The organism is Bacillus cereus group sp. BfR-BA-01360 (assembly GCF_022663595.1).
Lineage (GTDB): Bacteria > Bacillota > Bacilli > Bacillales > Bacillaceae_G > Bacillus_A > Bacillus_A cytotoxicus.
The window spans coordinates 43,070-57,864 of the sequence record NZ_JAKUFV010000012.1 but is presented as its reverse complement, the minus strand read 5'-3'; the positions used below and the strand labels follow the sequence as shown (position 1 = coordinate 57,864).

Sequence of the window (14,795 nt, the reverse complement as noted above, 5' to 3'; positions counted from 1 at the left end):
ACATAAATTATTTAATAATTGTTTTACCTGTCATTTCTTTAGGTTGTTCAACACCTAGAAGTGTTAGCATTGTTGGAGCGATATCTCCTAAAATGCCACCTTCGCGTAATTCTACATCTTTCTTTGTAACGATGAAAGGAACCGGGTTCGTTGTATGAGCTGTCATTGGAGCTCCATCTGGAGTTAACTCTTCATCTGCATTACCATGGTCAGCTGTAATAATTGCTACACCATCTTTTGCAAGAATTGCTTCTACAACTTTTCCTAAACATTCGTCAGTTGCTTCTACTGCTTTAATTGTTGGTTCCATCATCCCAGAATGGCCCACCATATCACAGTTTGCAAAGTTAAGAATAATTACATCATGTTTATCATTTTCGATTTCATTTACTAAAGCGTCGGTTACTTCGTAAATGCTCATTTCAGGTTTCAAATCATATGTTGCAACCTTCGGTGAGTTAATTAAAATACGCTCTTCCCCTGGGAATTCAGCCTCACGACCACCGCTAAAGAAGAATGTAACGTGTGGATACTTTTCAGTTTCCGCGATGCGAAGTTGCTTTAATCCCGCTTGCGACACAACTTCACCTAATGTGTTATCAAGGTTTACTGGTTTGAATGCCACATAACCATTTACAGTTTCACTAAAGTGTGTCATACAAACGAATTCTGGAATGTGAGGTACTTTTTCACCACGATCGAACTCACGGAAGTCTTCGTTTGTAAATACACGTGCAATTTGAATTGCGCGGTCTGGACGGAAATTATAGAAGATGACTGCATCATCATCATTGATTGTTGCAACTGGCGTTTCATCTTCGTTCACAATTACAGACGGCAATACGAACTCATCATAAATACCATTTGCATAAGAATCCTCTACGCACTCATATGCATTTTTGTAAGTAGGACCTTCGCCATACACCATAGCACGGTAACATTTTTCAACGCGATCCCAACGTTTGTCACGGTCCATGGAGTAATAACGACCAGCAATTGTCGCGAATTGTCCTACTCCTGTTTCTTTTATTACTGCATTTGTTGCATCGATATAGCCTTTTGCGGTTTGTGGTCCAACATCGCGACCATCTAAGAATGCATGAATATATACTTTTTCCACGCCTTCTTTTGCTGCTAAGCGAAGAAGAGCAAACATATGGTCAATGTGACTGTGCACCCCACCATCAGAAAGTAAGCCGAATAAATGAAGGGCTGTACCTTTCTCTTTCACATGTTTAATTGCGTTTTGGAATGTTTCATTCTTATCGAATTCTCCTTCACGAATCGCAACGTTCACACGAGTTAAGCTCTGATATACAATGCGGCCAGCACCGATATTTAAGTGCCCAACCTCTGAGTTACCCATTTGACCTTCTGGAAGACCTACCGCTTCACCACAAGCTGTAAGCGTTGTGTGAGGAAACTTGTTCCAGTATCTATCAAAATTAGGTTTCTTAGCTTGTGCTACAGCATTCCCGTAAGTTTCTTCACGCAGTCCGAAACCGTCAAGAATGATTAAAGCTGTTGGCTTTCTCATTTTACCGCCTCCAAAAGACCTAAGAAGGAAGCTGGCTCTAAACTTGCACCGCCAACTAAAGCGCCGTCGATGTCAGGTTGTGCCATGTATTCTTTAATGTTTCCTGGTTTTACGCTACCGCCGTATTGAATACGAACAGCTTCTGCAGCTGCTGGAGAAACAGCTTCTGCAACAACTTTACGGATGTGTGCACATACTTCGTTTGCATCTTCTGCAGAAGAAGATTTTCCTGTACCGATTGCCCAAATTGGCTCATATGCGATAACAGTAGCTTTCACTTGTTCTTCTGTTAAGCCTGCAAGTGCTTTTGTCACTTGGCCTGCTACTAGATCAAATGTTTTTCCGCTTTCACGTTCTTCTAAAGTTTCACCACAGCAAACGATTGGTGTTAAACCATGTTCAAATGCTGCAAGTGTTTTTTTATTTACTGTTTCATCTGTTTCAGCAAACATTTCACGACGTTCAGAGTGACCAAGTACTACGTAGCTCACTTTTAAGTCGCTAAGTGCTACTGGGCTAATCTCACCAGTGAATGCACCATTTTTTTCGAAGTGCATGTTTTGTGCACCTACTTTTAAGTCAGTTCCTTGCGTCGCTGCTACTAAACGCTCTAAGAATAGAGCTGGAGAGCAAACAACTGCATCAACAGCTGAAGCTGCTGGAATTTGACCTTTTACTTCTTCTACGAAGCTAACTGCTTCAGATAGAGTTTTATTCATTTTCCAGTTACCTGCGATAATTGGTTTACGCATGCTTTGCACCGTCCTTTTTTCTTTGGCTGCTAATTATTTGTCATTCAGACAAACTACACCTGGAAGTTCTTTACCTTCCATAAATTCTAATGACGCACCGCCGCCAGTAGAAATGTGGCTCATTTTATCAGCCATGCCGAATTTTTCAACAGCTGCTGCAGAGTCACCACCGCCGATAACAGAGTATGTACCTTCTGCATCTGCTAATGCTTGTCCTACTGCTCTTGTACCGTTAGAGAATGGAGTCATTTCGAATACACCCATTGGTCCATTCCATACAACAAGCTTAGAGTTTTTAATTACATCTGCATAAATTTCACGTGTTTTTGGTCCGATGTCCACACCTTCCCAGTTTGATGGGATAGAGTCGATATCTACAATTTTAGTTGTTGCAGTTTCAGAGAATTCCTCAGTGATTACAACATCAACTGGCATGTAGAAGTTTACACCTTTTTCTTTTGCAAGTGCCATAAACTCTTTTGCTAGTTCAATCTTGTCATCTTCACATAGAGATAGACCAATTTCATGACCTAATGCTTTTACGAATGTGTAAGCAAGACCTCCACCGATGATTAAGTTATCTACTTTATCTAATAGATGACGAATTACACCGATTTTATCTTTTACTTTCGCACCACCGATGATTGCTGTAAATGGACGATCTGGATTAGAAAGTGCTTTTCCAAGTACTTCTAATTCTTTTTCCATTAAGAAACCTGCTACTGCTGGTAGGTAATCTGCAATCCCTGCTGTAGAAGCATGAGCGCGGTGAGCTGCACCGAATGCATCGTTTACGAAGATATCAGCAAGAGCTGCAAATTCTTTCGCAAGTTCTGCATCGTTCTTTTCTTCGCCCGCATAGAAACGAACGTTTTCAAGAACTAAAATGTCGCCTTCGTTCATTGCTGCAACCATTTCTTGTACAGCTGGTCCGAATGCTTCGTCCGCTTTTTTCACGTCTTTACCAAGAAGTTCACCTAAACGAACTGCTACTGGAGTTAAACGCATTTCTTCTACTACTTGACCTTTTGGACGGCCTAAGTGGCTTGCTAAAATAACCTTCGCACCTTGTTCTACTAAATATTGAATAGTAGGAAGAGCTGCACGAATACGAGTCTCGTCTGTAATTTTGCCATCTTTCATAGGTACGTTGAAATCAACGCGGCAAAATACACGTTTACCCTTTAAATCTACGTCACGAATTGATTTTTTGTTCATTGGATTTCCCTCCGACTAGTTAGGATTGACAAAACCCATTCAAAAGCTTATCACATTTGCTTATAAAACGAAAGAAGAGAGAGGGAACAAACCCTCTCCCTCGTTTTGTCATTGATAACTTATAAACTTAAGGATTAAAGACCTTTTTTAGCCATGTAAGCAGCTAGGTCTACAACGCGGTTAGAGTAACCAGTTTCGTTATCGTACCAAGAAAGTACTTTAACCATGTTACCTTCCATAGTCATTGTAGATAATGCATCAATTGTAGAAGAGTTTGTGCATCCGTTATAGTCGATAGATACTAATGGCTCTTCGCTGTAACCTAGAACGCCTTGAAGTTCACCTTCAGAAGCTGCTTTGAATGCTGCGTTTACTTCTTCAACTGTTACTTCTTTTTCAAGTTCAACAACTAAGTCAACAAGAGAAACGTTTGAAGTTGGAACACGTACTGCGCCGCCGTTTAATTTACCTTTAAGTTCTGGTAATACTAATGCTACCGCTTTAGCTGCACCAGTTGTAGTTGGGATCATGCTCATTGCTGCTGCACGTGCACGACGTAAATCTTTGTGTGGTAAGTCTAAGATTTGTTGGTCGTTAGTGTAAGCATGAACTGTTGTCATCATACCGCGTTTGATACCGAATTTTTCGTTAAGAACTTTCGCGAATGGAGCTAAGCAGTTTGTAGTACAAGAAGCGTTTGATACTACGTTGTGGTTAGCTGCATCGTATGCTTCGTGGTTAACACCCATAACGATTGTGATGTCTTCATCAGAAGCTGGAGCAGAGATGATAACTTTTTTAACTGATCCACCTAAGTGTTTTTCAGCGTCTGCTTTTTTAGTGAAACGTCCAGTAGATTCTACTACGATTTCTACTCCGTAGTCGCTCCATGGTAATTGAGCTGGGTCACGTTCAGCGATAACTTTAATTTCTTTACCGTTAACAACGATGCTGTCGCCGTTTACAGATACTTCTGCATTTAAAGAACCGTGAACTGAGTCATATTTTAAAAGGTGAGCTAATGTTTTAGCATCTGTTAAGTCGTTAATTGCAACTACTTCTACCTCAGGGTTGTTAAGAGCTGCACGGAATACGTTACGTCCGATACGTCCAAATCCATTAATACCAATTTTAACTGTCATTTGAATTTCCTCCTTGGGGGATTATATTAAAGGGGGGTACCCTTTGTTAACTGTTTTGCTGCACCTTCATCTGTAATCAAAATTGAAGTGTGCCCTTGTTTAATTACAGCCTGTATCGCTTTTGCTTTTGAAGAACCTCCAGCGACGGCGACAACATGGGATACATGTTGTAAATCTTTTAATTGCATGCCGACTGTTTGTACCTTATGAACGACATTACCTTGTTCATTGAAGTAATAACCGAAAGCTTCGCCAACTGCTTCATTGTCTTTAATTTTTAACCAATCTGCTTCTGAAGTACTTCTGCGACGTGCCATTGTTAACGCATCACCTATTCCATGAATGACGATATTGGAAGAGCGAATCAACTCAAGAACTTCTTTCACGGAAGGTTCCGTTACAATAGATGCATACGCTTCGCTACTCACTTGATCCGGAACATACAATAAGCGATAATTGCTCATCGTATTTTGTGCCATCTTCGCACAAATGGTATTGGCCTCTAACTCGACCCCTTCTCCAATTCCGCCACGCGCTGGGACAAACAGCATATGTAAATCTTTGCAGTCTAGTTGCATCATGTCCGCAACGGCAGCTAGCGTTGTTCCTCCAGCTACAGCAACGATATTATTTGCCTCCAGACGGTCTTTTATACAAGTTACACAAGCACGGCCCATCTCCAGTTTGACCCAAGGTGATTCATCACTATCACCAGGGACAACGAAAACTTCATCCAAGTCTAATGTTTCCTTAAGTTGTTTTTCTAAAACCTTTAACCCGGAAATTTCTTTCATAAAGTCTTCCAAAGCAAGAACCACAGCTGCTCCTTCTTCTGTTAAAGTCATCCCAGAAGAAGCGACGTGAACTAAGTTTTTTTCTTTCAAAACTTGTACTTCACTTCGCAATACTCGTTCTGTCATGCTAAGACTTGCAGATAAATTTCTTCTTCCAATCGGCTGCATGAGACGAATGTGCTGAAGAATTTGCATTCTTGTTTGCATAACCGGTAGCAAATCGGGTAATAATTTTTTCATGTTCTGAATCCATGAGCGCATATCATTTCTCCTCACTACATTGGTTCACTTACCACGTGGTCGCTTTATGTCCCGCAGTGACATTTTGTGTCCCACATGAGTTAAAAAAATAATCCCTGCTACATGTATTATTGTAACAGGAGATAGAAACTTATTCAACTCTTAACTGACTTGTTTATATAGTTTATTATGACATCTCTGTGAATAATACCATATCCTACCTGTTCTCCATCAATTTCTACAACTGGAATCATCATTTGATACTTCTCTAAAATCTCCTCGTTGTCATATATATCTATTTCCTCAAGATGAAAAGAATACACCTTTTGCACTTCATTCAAAACTTGTTTTGCCTTTACACAAAGACCGCAGTCTGTTTTCGTATATAAAATAATCTTCATCTTCTTCACCTATCCAATTGTTTTTCTCAAAGAAGATGCAGGAATGTGCATTTGTTCCCGATATTTCGCGACCGTTCTTCTTGAAATTACAACCTCATGCTCTTCTTCTAACAATTTCGAAATTTTTTGATCTGAAAGTGGCTTTTTCTTATTTTCTTTTTCTATCAGCGTCTGAATCAATTGTTTTACACGTTTTGTCGAGATTGCTTCATCTTCTGTTGTAATGACTGCATTACTAAAGAATGATTTCATCTCAAACAACCCATATGGCGTTTGTACATATTTGTTACGTGTAGCACGACTAATTGTAGATTCATGTACACCTAACTCTTCCGCTACTTCTTTCAAAGAAAGCGGCTTTAAATGTTCCGGTCCTCTCCAAAAGAAATCATGTTGCTTCTTCATGATCATTTCCATCACTTGTAAAAGCGTTTGTTTCCGCTGTTTCAAACTGCGCATAATCCATTGCACATGCTGATACTTCTCAGAAACATAAGAAGCAACTTCACTCTCACTATTATTCAGAAGTGCACTATATTCTGAATGAATTTCAATTCTCGGCATATTTCCTTCATTCATTTGTAAAATAAGCCGTTCTCCCTCTTTTTTCACTGCCATGTCAGGAACGATATATAGTGGCTTTTCAGATGAAAATGCAAGTCCGGGCTTTGGTTGTAATGATGTAATACAATCAACCGCCTCTTGTAATTCTTCATTATTACATTTCAGTAATTGGATTAGTTTTCGCCAATCTTTCCTCACAAAATAAGAAAAATATTCACTTACAATCCTCTCTGCAAGTACACTTCCCTTTTGTAAACGCTTCAATTGGATCACTAGACACTCTTGAATATTCCGCGCTCCTACCCCTGCTGGCTCTAGTGATTGGACAATCTCTACAGAACGTTCAACGACATCGATGGGCACGGTAAGTAGTTCAGCTAATTCTTCATTCGTTTCTTCTAGATACCCATTTTCATCTAGGTTCATAATGATAAAAGAAGCTGTCTTCCGATGCTCTTCATCTATTTTATAATACTGTATTTGATTTAATAAATGTTGCTGAATCGTTTTAGAATCCACACTGTAGATCTCCATTTGATTATCAACTTGCTTGCTCGTACTTTTACTTTTGCTAGAGCTCTTTTTTCTTTCCCTCTCAAAACACCCTAACTCAATAAGGGGATTCTCTAGCGATTGCTCATACAAAAACTCCGATAATTCTTGTACATTGTACTGGAGCATTGTAATCGCTTGCCTCAACTCTTGTGTCATTGCCAAACGTAAGCTTTGTTCTTGTAAAAGACTTGCCTTCAAACTGATCTCCCCCTTGTTTCTATTGTACAATAAGTTTGGTAAAAGGAGAATCCTAACGCAGACACCCATTCCAAAATATTATTAATTTATATGTATTAATGAAACTTATCTCTTACAACTGAAAAATGAATATTATTGAAAGAAACCATTTTATAACCACCTACTAATAGTAAATCTTATTATCAGATATAACAAGATAATTTTAAAAAAGTATTCTCTCCGTATATTCATGCATCCCATATTCTCAAAAATATTTGGCATAAAAAAAGTCCTAACTCACAATTGTAAGTTAGGACTTTTTGACGCGCCCAGAGGGATTCGAACCCCCGGCAGACGTGGTACCGGAAACCAAACGGTAACGATTATGTAAAATCAAGGCTTTACCTTGTATGTAATTTAGAAATGTTTTTTTAGACATGAACATACTAATTTAGATATGCTAAACTATTTCGATTATAAATCGCTTACGTACTTTTTTCAATATCGAAATATACTTAACAACGTAAGCCTTTTTCTTATAATGTAAGCTGGTAAGTATTTGAAGCCTTCCCCTGTCCCACTATAACAGCCAGTAAACCTTTTTCTTTCAGTCCCTTTATTGCCTTTGACGTTGTATTAGATTAAGTCCACTAGTATCAGAAAAAGCCAGTCGATTTCCTATGTTTAAATTATCATCCAAATTTGTAACGGTTTGTTGTATACGTGGTACTGTTACTTCTGTTACTTTTGCAAACTTCGCACCTCTTGCTATCTTTGATACTTTACTTAACCCTTTATCACCCATTAATCCTAATCCTACTTGTGTTAAAGCATAACTCCCCCATTTAGCAGGACTTTCAGCATCTCCATTTATTACATCATTAATAAATGAATCTGACAATGCATTATACATAGTGCTAAGGGTATCAATAGGGGGCAAGGCGGCGTTCCCATGTTCTCCCACGTTTCCCATTTACCAAGTGCCTTAAATCCTTCTATAGTATCTCCAACTGCTTCCCCTGCACCTTCTACAATACCGTCTCGAATTTTTTCGAAAGTAGATTTTTCAAGTAGCTTACCGCACATTGCACCTTCTTCAATTGAATTATCAGTTTGACGTGCCCTCTCTTCTGTAATTGCTTGAATTGAATTCGCCCATTCTATATTCAACCCTTGTGTACTAAATGTACCACTTGCAGGACTACAACCTTTACCACTTTGTACCTCTGCTAAACCTTGTGCGATACTAGCAGCTAGTTGGAGCGCTGTATCATAATTACTACTAGAAGCATAATTAAATTCATATAAATGTTCTAGTTTCTCTTGCAGTTTCCGTTTCATGACAGCAAAAAGATTTACCACAGCGTCCATGCCCGAAATTGGCATAGTTTGATTGAGTGCTTCTGTACTGGCTATCATTCGGTTAATTTCTCGAATTTGTTCTAATATTTCTTGTTCGATTACATCAGCCTGAGCTACCTGTGATTGAAATTGACTTGGAAAGGCATCATTCTGACGGATTAATTTTTCACATAAGTAAATGATTCCTTGTGCTAAAGGACGAAAGGTTTCTGCGAAAAATGCTTTTGCACTGCTATAAGTTTGTCCTTGTAGAACGGTATCACTTGTAAAAGCATCAATCGACTGAATAACCTGTTCCATACCTTGAATGGTAGCGTTACATACAGCATTCATGCTTTGAGTTTGGCTTTGTACTTCTCCCAAATACATATTTAAACTCATGAATTAATGAATTTTTTCTTTTAAAATACAATTGTTAAATGAATATTGAGAAATACCAGAATTTAATTCTCATTATATTCTATTCCTGCTATTATTTAATGTGAGACTATTCAGAAAAGGAAGGGGTTATATGCATGTTCCAGTGAAGGGGAATGAAAAAACAACAAAACTGCTTAATGACTGGTATCAGTCTATGTTACGACAACAAGTATTGAAAGCAACAAACTTAAAGCGAGAAATTGATGAGTATATCAATATTTTAAAGGAAGAAGAAAATAAGGAACTACAAGACCAAGATTTATTATATTACTCCTTACTAGACTTTAGATATAAGGTATTAACTAATGGTTTAAACATTACAAAAAATAGTTTTGATGAAATTGAAACCCATAGTGCACCCTCTGACGAGTTTCTTTCTTATTACTACCACTTTTTCAAGGCAATACATGCCACATTAACAACAAACTACAATGAAGCTAGTGAACATTATGAGAAGGCTGAAAAATTATTAAAACACGTATCAGATGAAATAGAACATGCTGAATTTTATTATCGCATTTCAGCATTTTATAACTTCACTTATCAACCACTTAAAGTTATTAACTACGCAAATAAAGCATTAGCTATTTTCAATCAACATATGGGATACGAAACTAACGTTGCATTATGCAAAAACCTTTTGGGCGGTGTCTGTATTCACCTTAAACAGTATGAACAAGCTGAAGAATATTTTACATCAGCTATTGATATTTTACAAAAACAGAACGAAGGAACATTGATTTTACGTGTTCGTAACAACATTGGCTGGTTATATGCAAACCAAAACCTTTCTCCATTAGCTATTCGTCATTTATCAGAAGTTGTTGAGAATCTACCGAACCACTACAAAGCTATTTTGTTGTTAGGTCGTGAATATTTCAAATTGGGAGAAACAGAAAAAGCCACCGAACTTGCTGAACAAGGTTCAAATATTTGTAACGAACTAGATGATGAAGTATACAAACACCACTTTGCTATCCTACGAGAAATGAACCGTAACATTTCGACTGAAAAAATTGAGGAAGTAATTCTTGAAGGAATTGCATATTTTGATAAAGAACAATTACATGAATATACGCAAGAATACACAGAAAAACTAGCACTTCGCTTTTTTGAAGAAGAGAATCACTTAAAAGCAAGTAAATACTTCCATCTACACCATCAAGCTAAACAAAAAACATTTGAAAAAGGGGCGTTAAAATAATGAAGAAACTTGGATTAATTGCGTTAGGATTAAGTTGTGTCGGAATTTTATCGTTTGGGGTAAGTAATGATTCGTCGCAAGTGTATGCTTACGGGGATTATCCAGCACCACAAAGACCTGATTTAGCGTTAAACATAGGTGATACACCTGCACCTGCTGATAATAAAGGTGACACACCTGCACCACAAGCTTAATTTTATAATTAATAAAGTAAAGTCATACTACTTGTATGGCTTTTTTCTTTATTTAACCTTATATAGTTTTAAACTACTTTAAATTTCTTTACATCACTTTATTCCACCTACATAACTGTACTTCAAAAATAAAGTCTAATACAGTGTAAGCTTTAAAATTAAATACAAATTTTAGTTAAACCAGCTTGCTTCCCGTAGTAATTCATTCTTTTACGTATATGGTCGTATTTCAATGGTTCGCCAAATGAATTTACAAACACATGCTTTCCTAAACCATCAAAATATTCCTTAGTTTCTGTTACTAACTGGGCTAATTCATTTTGAACCTTCTTAGACATTGGAATTACCCTACTTTTCCGATTCTTGTTTTTTCTACCTGATAATAAAATAACTCCATTATCAAAATCTACATCGCCTACCTCTAACGAATTTACTTCGTTAATACGCAAGCCACATTTAAGCATTACCAGCATAGCAACATAATCCCTATATCCTGCATAAGAAGTTTTATCAATCATTGCAAATAATCGTTTTATTTGATTGTCTGTTAAAGTGTAAATCTTCTGTTCGTCTACTCTTAACTTCCTAACTCATGTCACTAGATTATTTTCACGATTAAAAATTGCCCTAATGGCAGATAAACGAATATTAACCGTTACAGGTGATAACTTTCTTTCATTCAAAAGATGATTTACATATTTCCTCATATCTTCTTTCGTAACATCTGTAATGAATTGTCGTTCGATTATCTGAATAAACTCCGCCCAAAACATTCTATAATCGCTTATAGTACGTTCTCTGTACCCTTCTGACGATAACATAACACGTTCTAACACCTTATTCACAGTGATAGACGGCTTATATGAGAACGATATCTGTATCAACATCACGTCTCTTTCCAACAGCACGCCTTTTGATTCTTTTCACAACAAAAACCCCCTGTACATGATTATTTCTAATCACATGCAAGGGGCTTTCCTAATTTTACTATTAATTTTTAACACGTTATTCACACTATTGAGTGCCACTTACTTAATACTCTAAGCCTTTCCACTTTGGAATAGAATTTGTCACAATAACGTTAAATTATGACATTTACCCAAAATATTTCTTGAAAGAATGCAAGTACAGTAAGCCCTATAATAAAAAATACGCGCCCAGAGGGATTCGAACCCCCGGCAGACGTGGTACCGGAAACCACCGCTCTATCCAGCTGAGCTATGGGCGCATGATAAAACTTTGAAACATCAAAGATTGAAACTCTTTTGTTCTTTACTTGTAGACTAAACAATTTCTCATGAAAGTTTTAGTCCAAGGTGTAAAATCGCACCTCTAATTATACAAGAAGCATTCCCCCATTTCAATAAAAAAAGAGCAGACTACTGATCATTCACCTTTCATATTTGCTTAACCTTTCTTACATTGTCAAATCACCAATATCCCCTGTCCTATTCGTAAACTTTGGTTAATTTTCCATTCCCTCTCTTAATAGACCTAAATTTGGAAAACATATTTTTTCTCCTACTTACAAAATATAACTTGTGAATTGATATTCAAAAGGAGGCTTTATTCAATGACTGTTATTACAAAGCTAAAGCAAACAGTAGCAGGTTTAAAAAGTGCACAAGCAAGTTTAGAAGGATTCGCTCTTGATACAGATAATCAACAGGCAAAACAGCTTTTCCAAACAGCTGCACAACAAACGCAATCTATTATCGATTCTTTAAACCCACGTGTAGAAGAAGTTCAACAAGAAGAGCCTCAATATGCACAACAATAAATGAAAGTACCAACTTATCTAGAAAAAGGATGATTCTATATCATCCTTTTTCAACAAATTACATAAAGCAATAGAAATGGAAGGATGATTATGAGAAAACTCGGAGTGATCACCGCACTACTCGTACTCCTATTTAGTGTATTTACCGGCTGTGACAATAGCCCTTTAGATAAAAAAGTAAAAAAAGAAGAAACAAAAAGACAAGAGCAAAAAGAAGGACCTGAGTTAACAAAAATGAGCACGGAATCCTTTAATCAATCTATTTCACAAGGAGCAAAGAAAATGGCACTTTCTATGGAAGAGATTGAACAAGCTACAGCCGTTAACTCCAATTTAGATCTTTACATAGCCATCAAACCAGAACATCATGAAAGATTTATACTAAAGCCTTTACGAAATAAACTAAAAAAACGACTGAGCGATGAATATCCAACATTTAACGTTCGCGTCAGTACCGATCGAAAAATCTTTATGCTATTAGATGAGCTGGAAAATAAAATTCAGAAGAAACGAGTAAACAAAGATAAAATTAAAAAACAATTAAAACTCATTCAAACAGAAATGGAATCTAATACGTAATGACACGTGTTCTAAAGGAAAAGGAAGGATTTAAATGTCCAGTAAAGATAAAAATTTAACACCTGTACAACAAGAATATAAAAAATTCGAACAACAACGGGAGCCCAAACGCCCTGTTTTGAAAAATTGCATAAAAGCTTTTTTTGTTGGGGGATTCATTTGTTTGATCGGCCAACTGATTTCAACTTTTTACATTTATTTTTTTGATTTTACTGAGCGTTCCGCTGGAAACCCGACAGTTGCGACTCTTATTTTTATTTCCATGCTACTTACTGGCTTTGGAGTATACGACCGCCTTGGACAGTTCGCGGGAGCTGGGACAGCAGTACCTGTTACTGGATTTGGTAACTCTGTTATTGCCGCTTGTATTGAGCATCGAACAGAAGGATTTGTTCTCGGCGTCGGCGGTAACATGTTTAAGTTAGCTGGATCCGTTATTTTATTTGGTGTATTCTCCGCTTTTGTGATCGCTTTAATTAAAACTATTCTTGTTCAATGGGGAGGGCTGTAAATGCTACAAGGACACCGAACATGGGTATTTGGAAATAAACCAGTTATTATCTCAACGGGAGTCGTCGGTGGCCCATTTGAAGCAAATGGCAAAATTCCCGAAGACTTCGACACTCTTCATGGAGACTTATGGCTCGGCCAAGATTCTTATGAAAAAGCACATACAATTTTGTTTGAGGAAGCTTGTAGCCGTGCGATTGAAAAAGCAAAACTCCGTAAAGATGATATTCAGTTTGTACTCGCAGGCGATTTAATTAACCAAATTACGCCAACGAGCTTTGCATGTCGTACACTTGGCGCTCCTTATCTCGGATTGTTCGGAGCTTGTTCGACCTCTATGGAAGGATTGGCACTTGGAGCAAGCATTATAAATGCCAAAGGAGCAAAATATTTATTAACCGGTGCCTCAAGTCATAACACCGCAGTGGAAAAACAGTTCCGCTACCCAACGGAATATGGAGGACAAAAGCCCCCGACTGCTCAATGGACGGTAACTGGAGCTGGCGCTGCTCTTTTAAGCAATCAAGGAAATGGTCCTCAAGTAACATCGGCAACCATTGGACGTGTTGTTGATATGGGACTAACTGATCCTTTTAATATGGGAGGTGCAATGGCTCCCGCCGCTGTTGATACAATTGAAGCACATTTACGTGATCGACAAATCGATGTCTCTTACTATGATTTAATCGTAACAGGCGACCTGGGACATGTTGGACGTGAAATTGCTTACGATTTACTCCATAAACACGGACTAAACATAACGAGCGAACAATTTCAAGATTGCGGAATCATTATTTACCGAGAAGGTCAACCTGTACTAGCTGGTGCAAGTGGCCCTGGTTGTTCTGCAACCGTTGTATACGGACATTTATTAAACAGAATGAGAAGAGAAGAGTTTAAACGAATCCTTGTCGTTGCAACAGGCGCTTTGCTCTCTCCGCTTACTTTTCAACAAGGAGAAACGATTCCTTGTATCGCTCATGCTGTATCAATTGAATTTGGAGGTGCAAAGCAATGATTTTTTTCTGGGCTTTCGTCATTGGCGGTCTCGTATGTGTAATCGGTCAACTCCTGTTTGATATTGTCAAACTAACACCTGCTCATACGATGGCTACACTTGTTGTTGCTGGTGCCATTTTAGATGGGTTCAATTTATATGAGCCGTTAATTGATTTTGCTGGAGCTGGAGCAACTGTGCCAATTACGAGCTTTGGCAACGCTCTCGTTCATGGTGCAATGGAAGAAGCTGCAAAGCATGGTATTGTCGGAGTAATTACCGGAATGTTTAAAGTAACAAGCGCCGGGATATCAGCAGCAATTATTTTCGGATTTATCGGTGCACTACTATTTAAACCAAAAGGATAAG

The 14,795-nt window shown here is 37.8% G+C and carries 16 protein-coding genes, 1 tRNA gene and 2 pseudogenes; 7 read left to right on the top strand and 12 right to left on the bottom strand.

The features are described 5' to 3' along the window. Nucleotides 1–7: 7 nt before the first annotated feature. The 9 genes and pseudogenes from gpmI to MR056_RS12715 all read right to left on the bottom strand — a co-directional run. Nucleotides 8–1,537 carry a 2,3-bisphosphoglycerate-independent phosphoglycerate mutase gene (gene gpmI / locus MR056_RS12755; protein WP_012096133.1) on the bottom strand — a complete coding sequence of 510 codons (1,530 nt, stop codon included), beginning with the start codon at nucleotides 1,535–1,537 and terminating at the stop codon, nucleotides 8–10. After that, the gene (gene tpiA, locus MR056_RS12750) at nucleotides 1,534–2,289 is read right to left on the bottom strand and encodes a triose-phosphate isomerase (protein WP_012096134.1); all 756 of its coding nucleotides are present in this window, start codon (nucleotides 2,287–2,289) and stop codon (nucleotides 1,534–1,536) included. Before tpiA ends, gpmI begins: the two co-directional genes overlap by 4 nt. A 33-nt stretch (nucleotides 2,290–2,322) precedes the next feature. After that, entirely contained in the window at nucleotides 2,323–3,507 is a 1,185-nt protein-coding gene (locus tag MR056_RS12745; RefSeq protein ID WP_012096135.1) for a phosphoglycerate kinase, read from the bottom strand. Between the two features lie 134 nt (nucleotides 3,508–3,641). Continuing rightward, nucleotides 3,642–4,649: a type I glyceraldehyde-3-phosphate dehydrogenase gene (gap, locus tag MR056_RS12740; RefSeq protein ID WP_012096136.1), complete on the bottom strand. Its 1,008-nt coding sequence runs from the start codon at nucleotides 4,647–4,649 to the stop codon at nucleotides 3,642–3,644. Nucleotides 4,650–4,675: 26 nt separating this feature from the next. Further along, nucleotides 4,676–5,704: a gapA transcriptional regulator CggR gene (cggR, locus tag MR056_RS12735; RefSeq protein WP_012096137.1), complete on the bottom strand. Its 1,029-nt coding sequence runs from the start codon at nucleotides 5,702–5,704 to the stop codon at nucleotides 4,676–4,678. A 134-nt stretch (nucleotides 5,705–5,838) separates the two neighbouring features. Further along, complete coding sequence (locus MR056_RS12730) at nucleotides 5,839–6,084, bottom strand: glutaredoxin family protein (protein ID WP_048723472.1); 246 nt, start codon at nucleotides 6,082–6,084, stop codon at nucleotides 5,839–5,841. 9 nt (nucleotides 6,085–6,093) lie between these two features. Then, a complete protein-coding gene (gene rpoN / locus MR056_RS12725) occupies nucleotides 6,094–7,401 on the bottom strand; it encodes an RNA polymerase factor sigma-54 (RefSeq protein ID WP_012096139.1) in 1,308 nt (435 codons plus the stop codon). Between the two features lie 515 nt (nucleotides 7,402–7,916). Then, a pseudogene (locus MR056_RS12720) lies at nucleotides 7,917–8,018 on the bottom strand (GntR family transcriptional regulator); the annotation flags it as partial. Between the two features lie 124 nt (nucleotides 8,019–8,142). After that, a pseudogene (locus tag MR056_RS12715) lies at nucleotides 8,143–9,123 on the bottom strand (T7SS effector LXG polymorphic toxin); the annotation flags it as partial. 130 nt (nucleotides 9,124–9,253) lie between these two features. On the opposite strand from MR056_RS12715, the gene MR056_RS12710 reads away from it, so the two are divergent. Then, entirely contained in the window at nucleotides 9,254–10,366 is a 1,113-nt protein-coding gene (locus MR056_RS12710) for a tetratricopeptide repeat protein (RefSeq protein ID WP_087099339.1), read from the top strand. Continuing rightward, complete coding sequence (locus MR056_RS12705; RefSeq protein ID WP_087099341.1) at nucleotides 10,366–10,560, top strand: Phr family secreted Rap phosphatase inhibitor; 195 nt, start codon at nucleotides 10,366–10,368, stop codon at nucleotides 10,558–10,560. The genes MR056_RS12710 and MR056_RS12705 overlap by 1 nt, the downstream gene beginning before the upstream one ends. Before the next feature lie 158 nt (nucleotides 10,561–10,718). Here the strand turns inward: MR056_RS12705 and MR056_RS12700 are convergent, their stop codons facing one another. The 3 genes from MR056_RS12700 to MR056_RS12690 form a co-directional block, all read right to left on the bottom strand. Beyond that, the gene (locus MR056_RS12700; protein WP_239430993.1) at nucleotides 10,719–11,078 is read right to left on the bottom strand and encodes a tyrosine-type recombinase/integrase; all 360 of its coding nucleotides are present in this window, start codon (nucleotides 11,076–11,078) and stop codon (nucleotides 10,719–10,721) included. A 72-nt stretch (nucleotides 11,079–11,150) separates the two neighbouring features. Next, nucleotides 11,151–11,447, bottom strand: coding sequence for a phage integrase N-terminal SAM-like domain-containing protein (locus MR056_RS12695; RefSeq protein ID WP_242136565.1), 297 nt, complete (start codon nucleotides 11,445–11,447; stop codon nucleotides 11,151–11,153). 265 nt (nucleotides 11,448–11,712) lie between these two features. After that, nucleotides 11,713–11,788: transfer RNA gene (locus tag MR056_RS12690), tRNA-Arg, on the bottom strand. A gap of 345 nt (nucleotides 11,789–12,133) precedes the next feature. Here MR056_RS12690 and MR056_RS12685 point away from each other — a divergent pair. From MR056_RS12685 to spoVAE, 5 genes are all read left to right on the top strand, one after another. After that, a complete protein-coding gene (locus tag MR056_RS12685; protein WP_012096140.1) occupies nucleotides 12,134–12,340 on the top strand; it encodes a DUF1657 domain-containing protein in 207 nt (68 codons plus the stop codon). 90 nt (nucleotides 12,341–12,430) lie between these two features. Continuing rightward, nucleotides 12,431–12,919 (top strand): YhcN/YlaJ family sporulation lipoprotein, encoded by a 489-nt coding sequence (locus MR056_RS12680; protein ID WP_048723473.1) that lies wholly within the window; start codon nucleotides 12,431–12,433, stop codon nucleotides 12,917–12,919. A 34-nt stretch (nucleotides 12,920–12,953) separates the two neighbouring features. Beyond that, complete coding sequence (gene spoVAC, locus MR056_RS12675; RefSeq protein ID WP_012096142.1) at nucleotides 12,954–13,430, top strand: stage V sporulation protein AC; 477 nt, start codon at nucleotides 12,954–12,956, stop codon at nucleotides 13,428–13,430. Then, nucleotides 13,431–14,447 (top strand): stage V sporulation protein AD, encoded by a 1,017-nt coding sequence (spoVAD, locus tag MR056_RS12670; protein ID WP_242136564.1) that lies wholly within the window; start codon nucleotides 13,431–13,433, stop codon nucleotides 14,445–14,447. It abuts the gene before it with no gap. After that, nucleotides 14,444–14,794: a stage V sporulation protein AE gene (spoVAE, locus tag MR056_RS12665; protein ID WP_012096144.1), complete on the top strand. Its 351-nt coding sequence runs from the start codon at nucleotides 14,444–14,446 to the stop codon at nucleotides 14,792–14,794. The genes spoVAD and spoVAE overlap by 4 nt, the downstream gene beginning before the upstream one ends. Nucleotide 14,795: the final 1 nt, after the last annotated feature.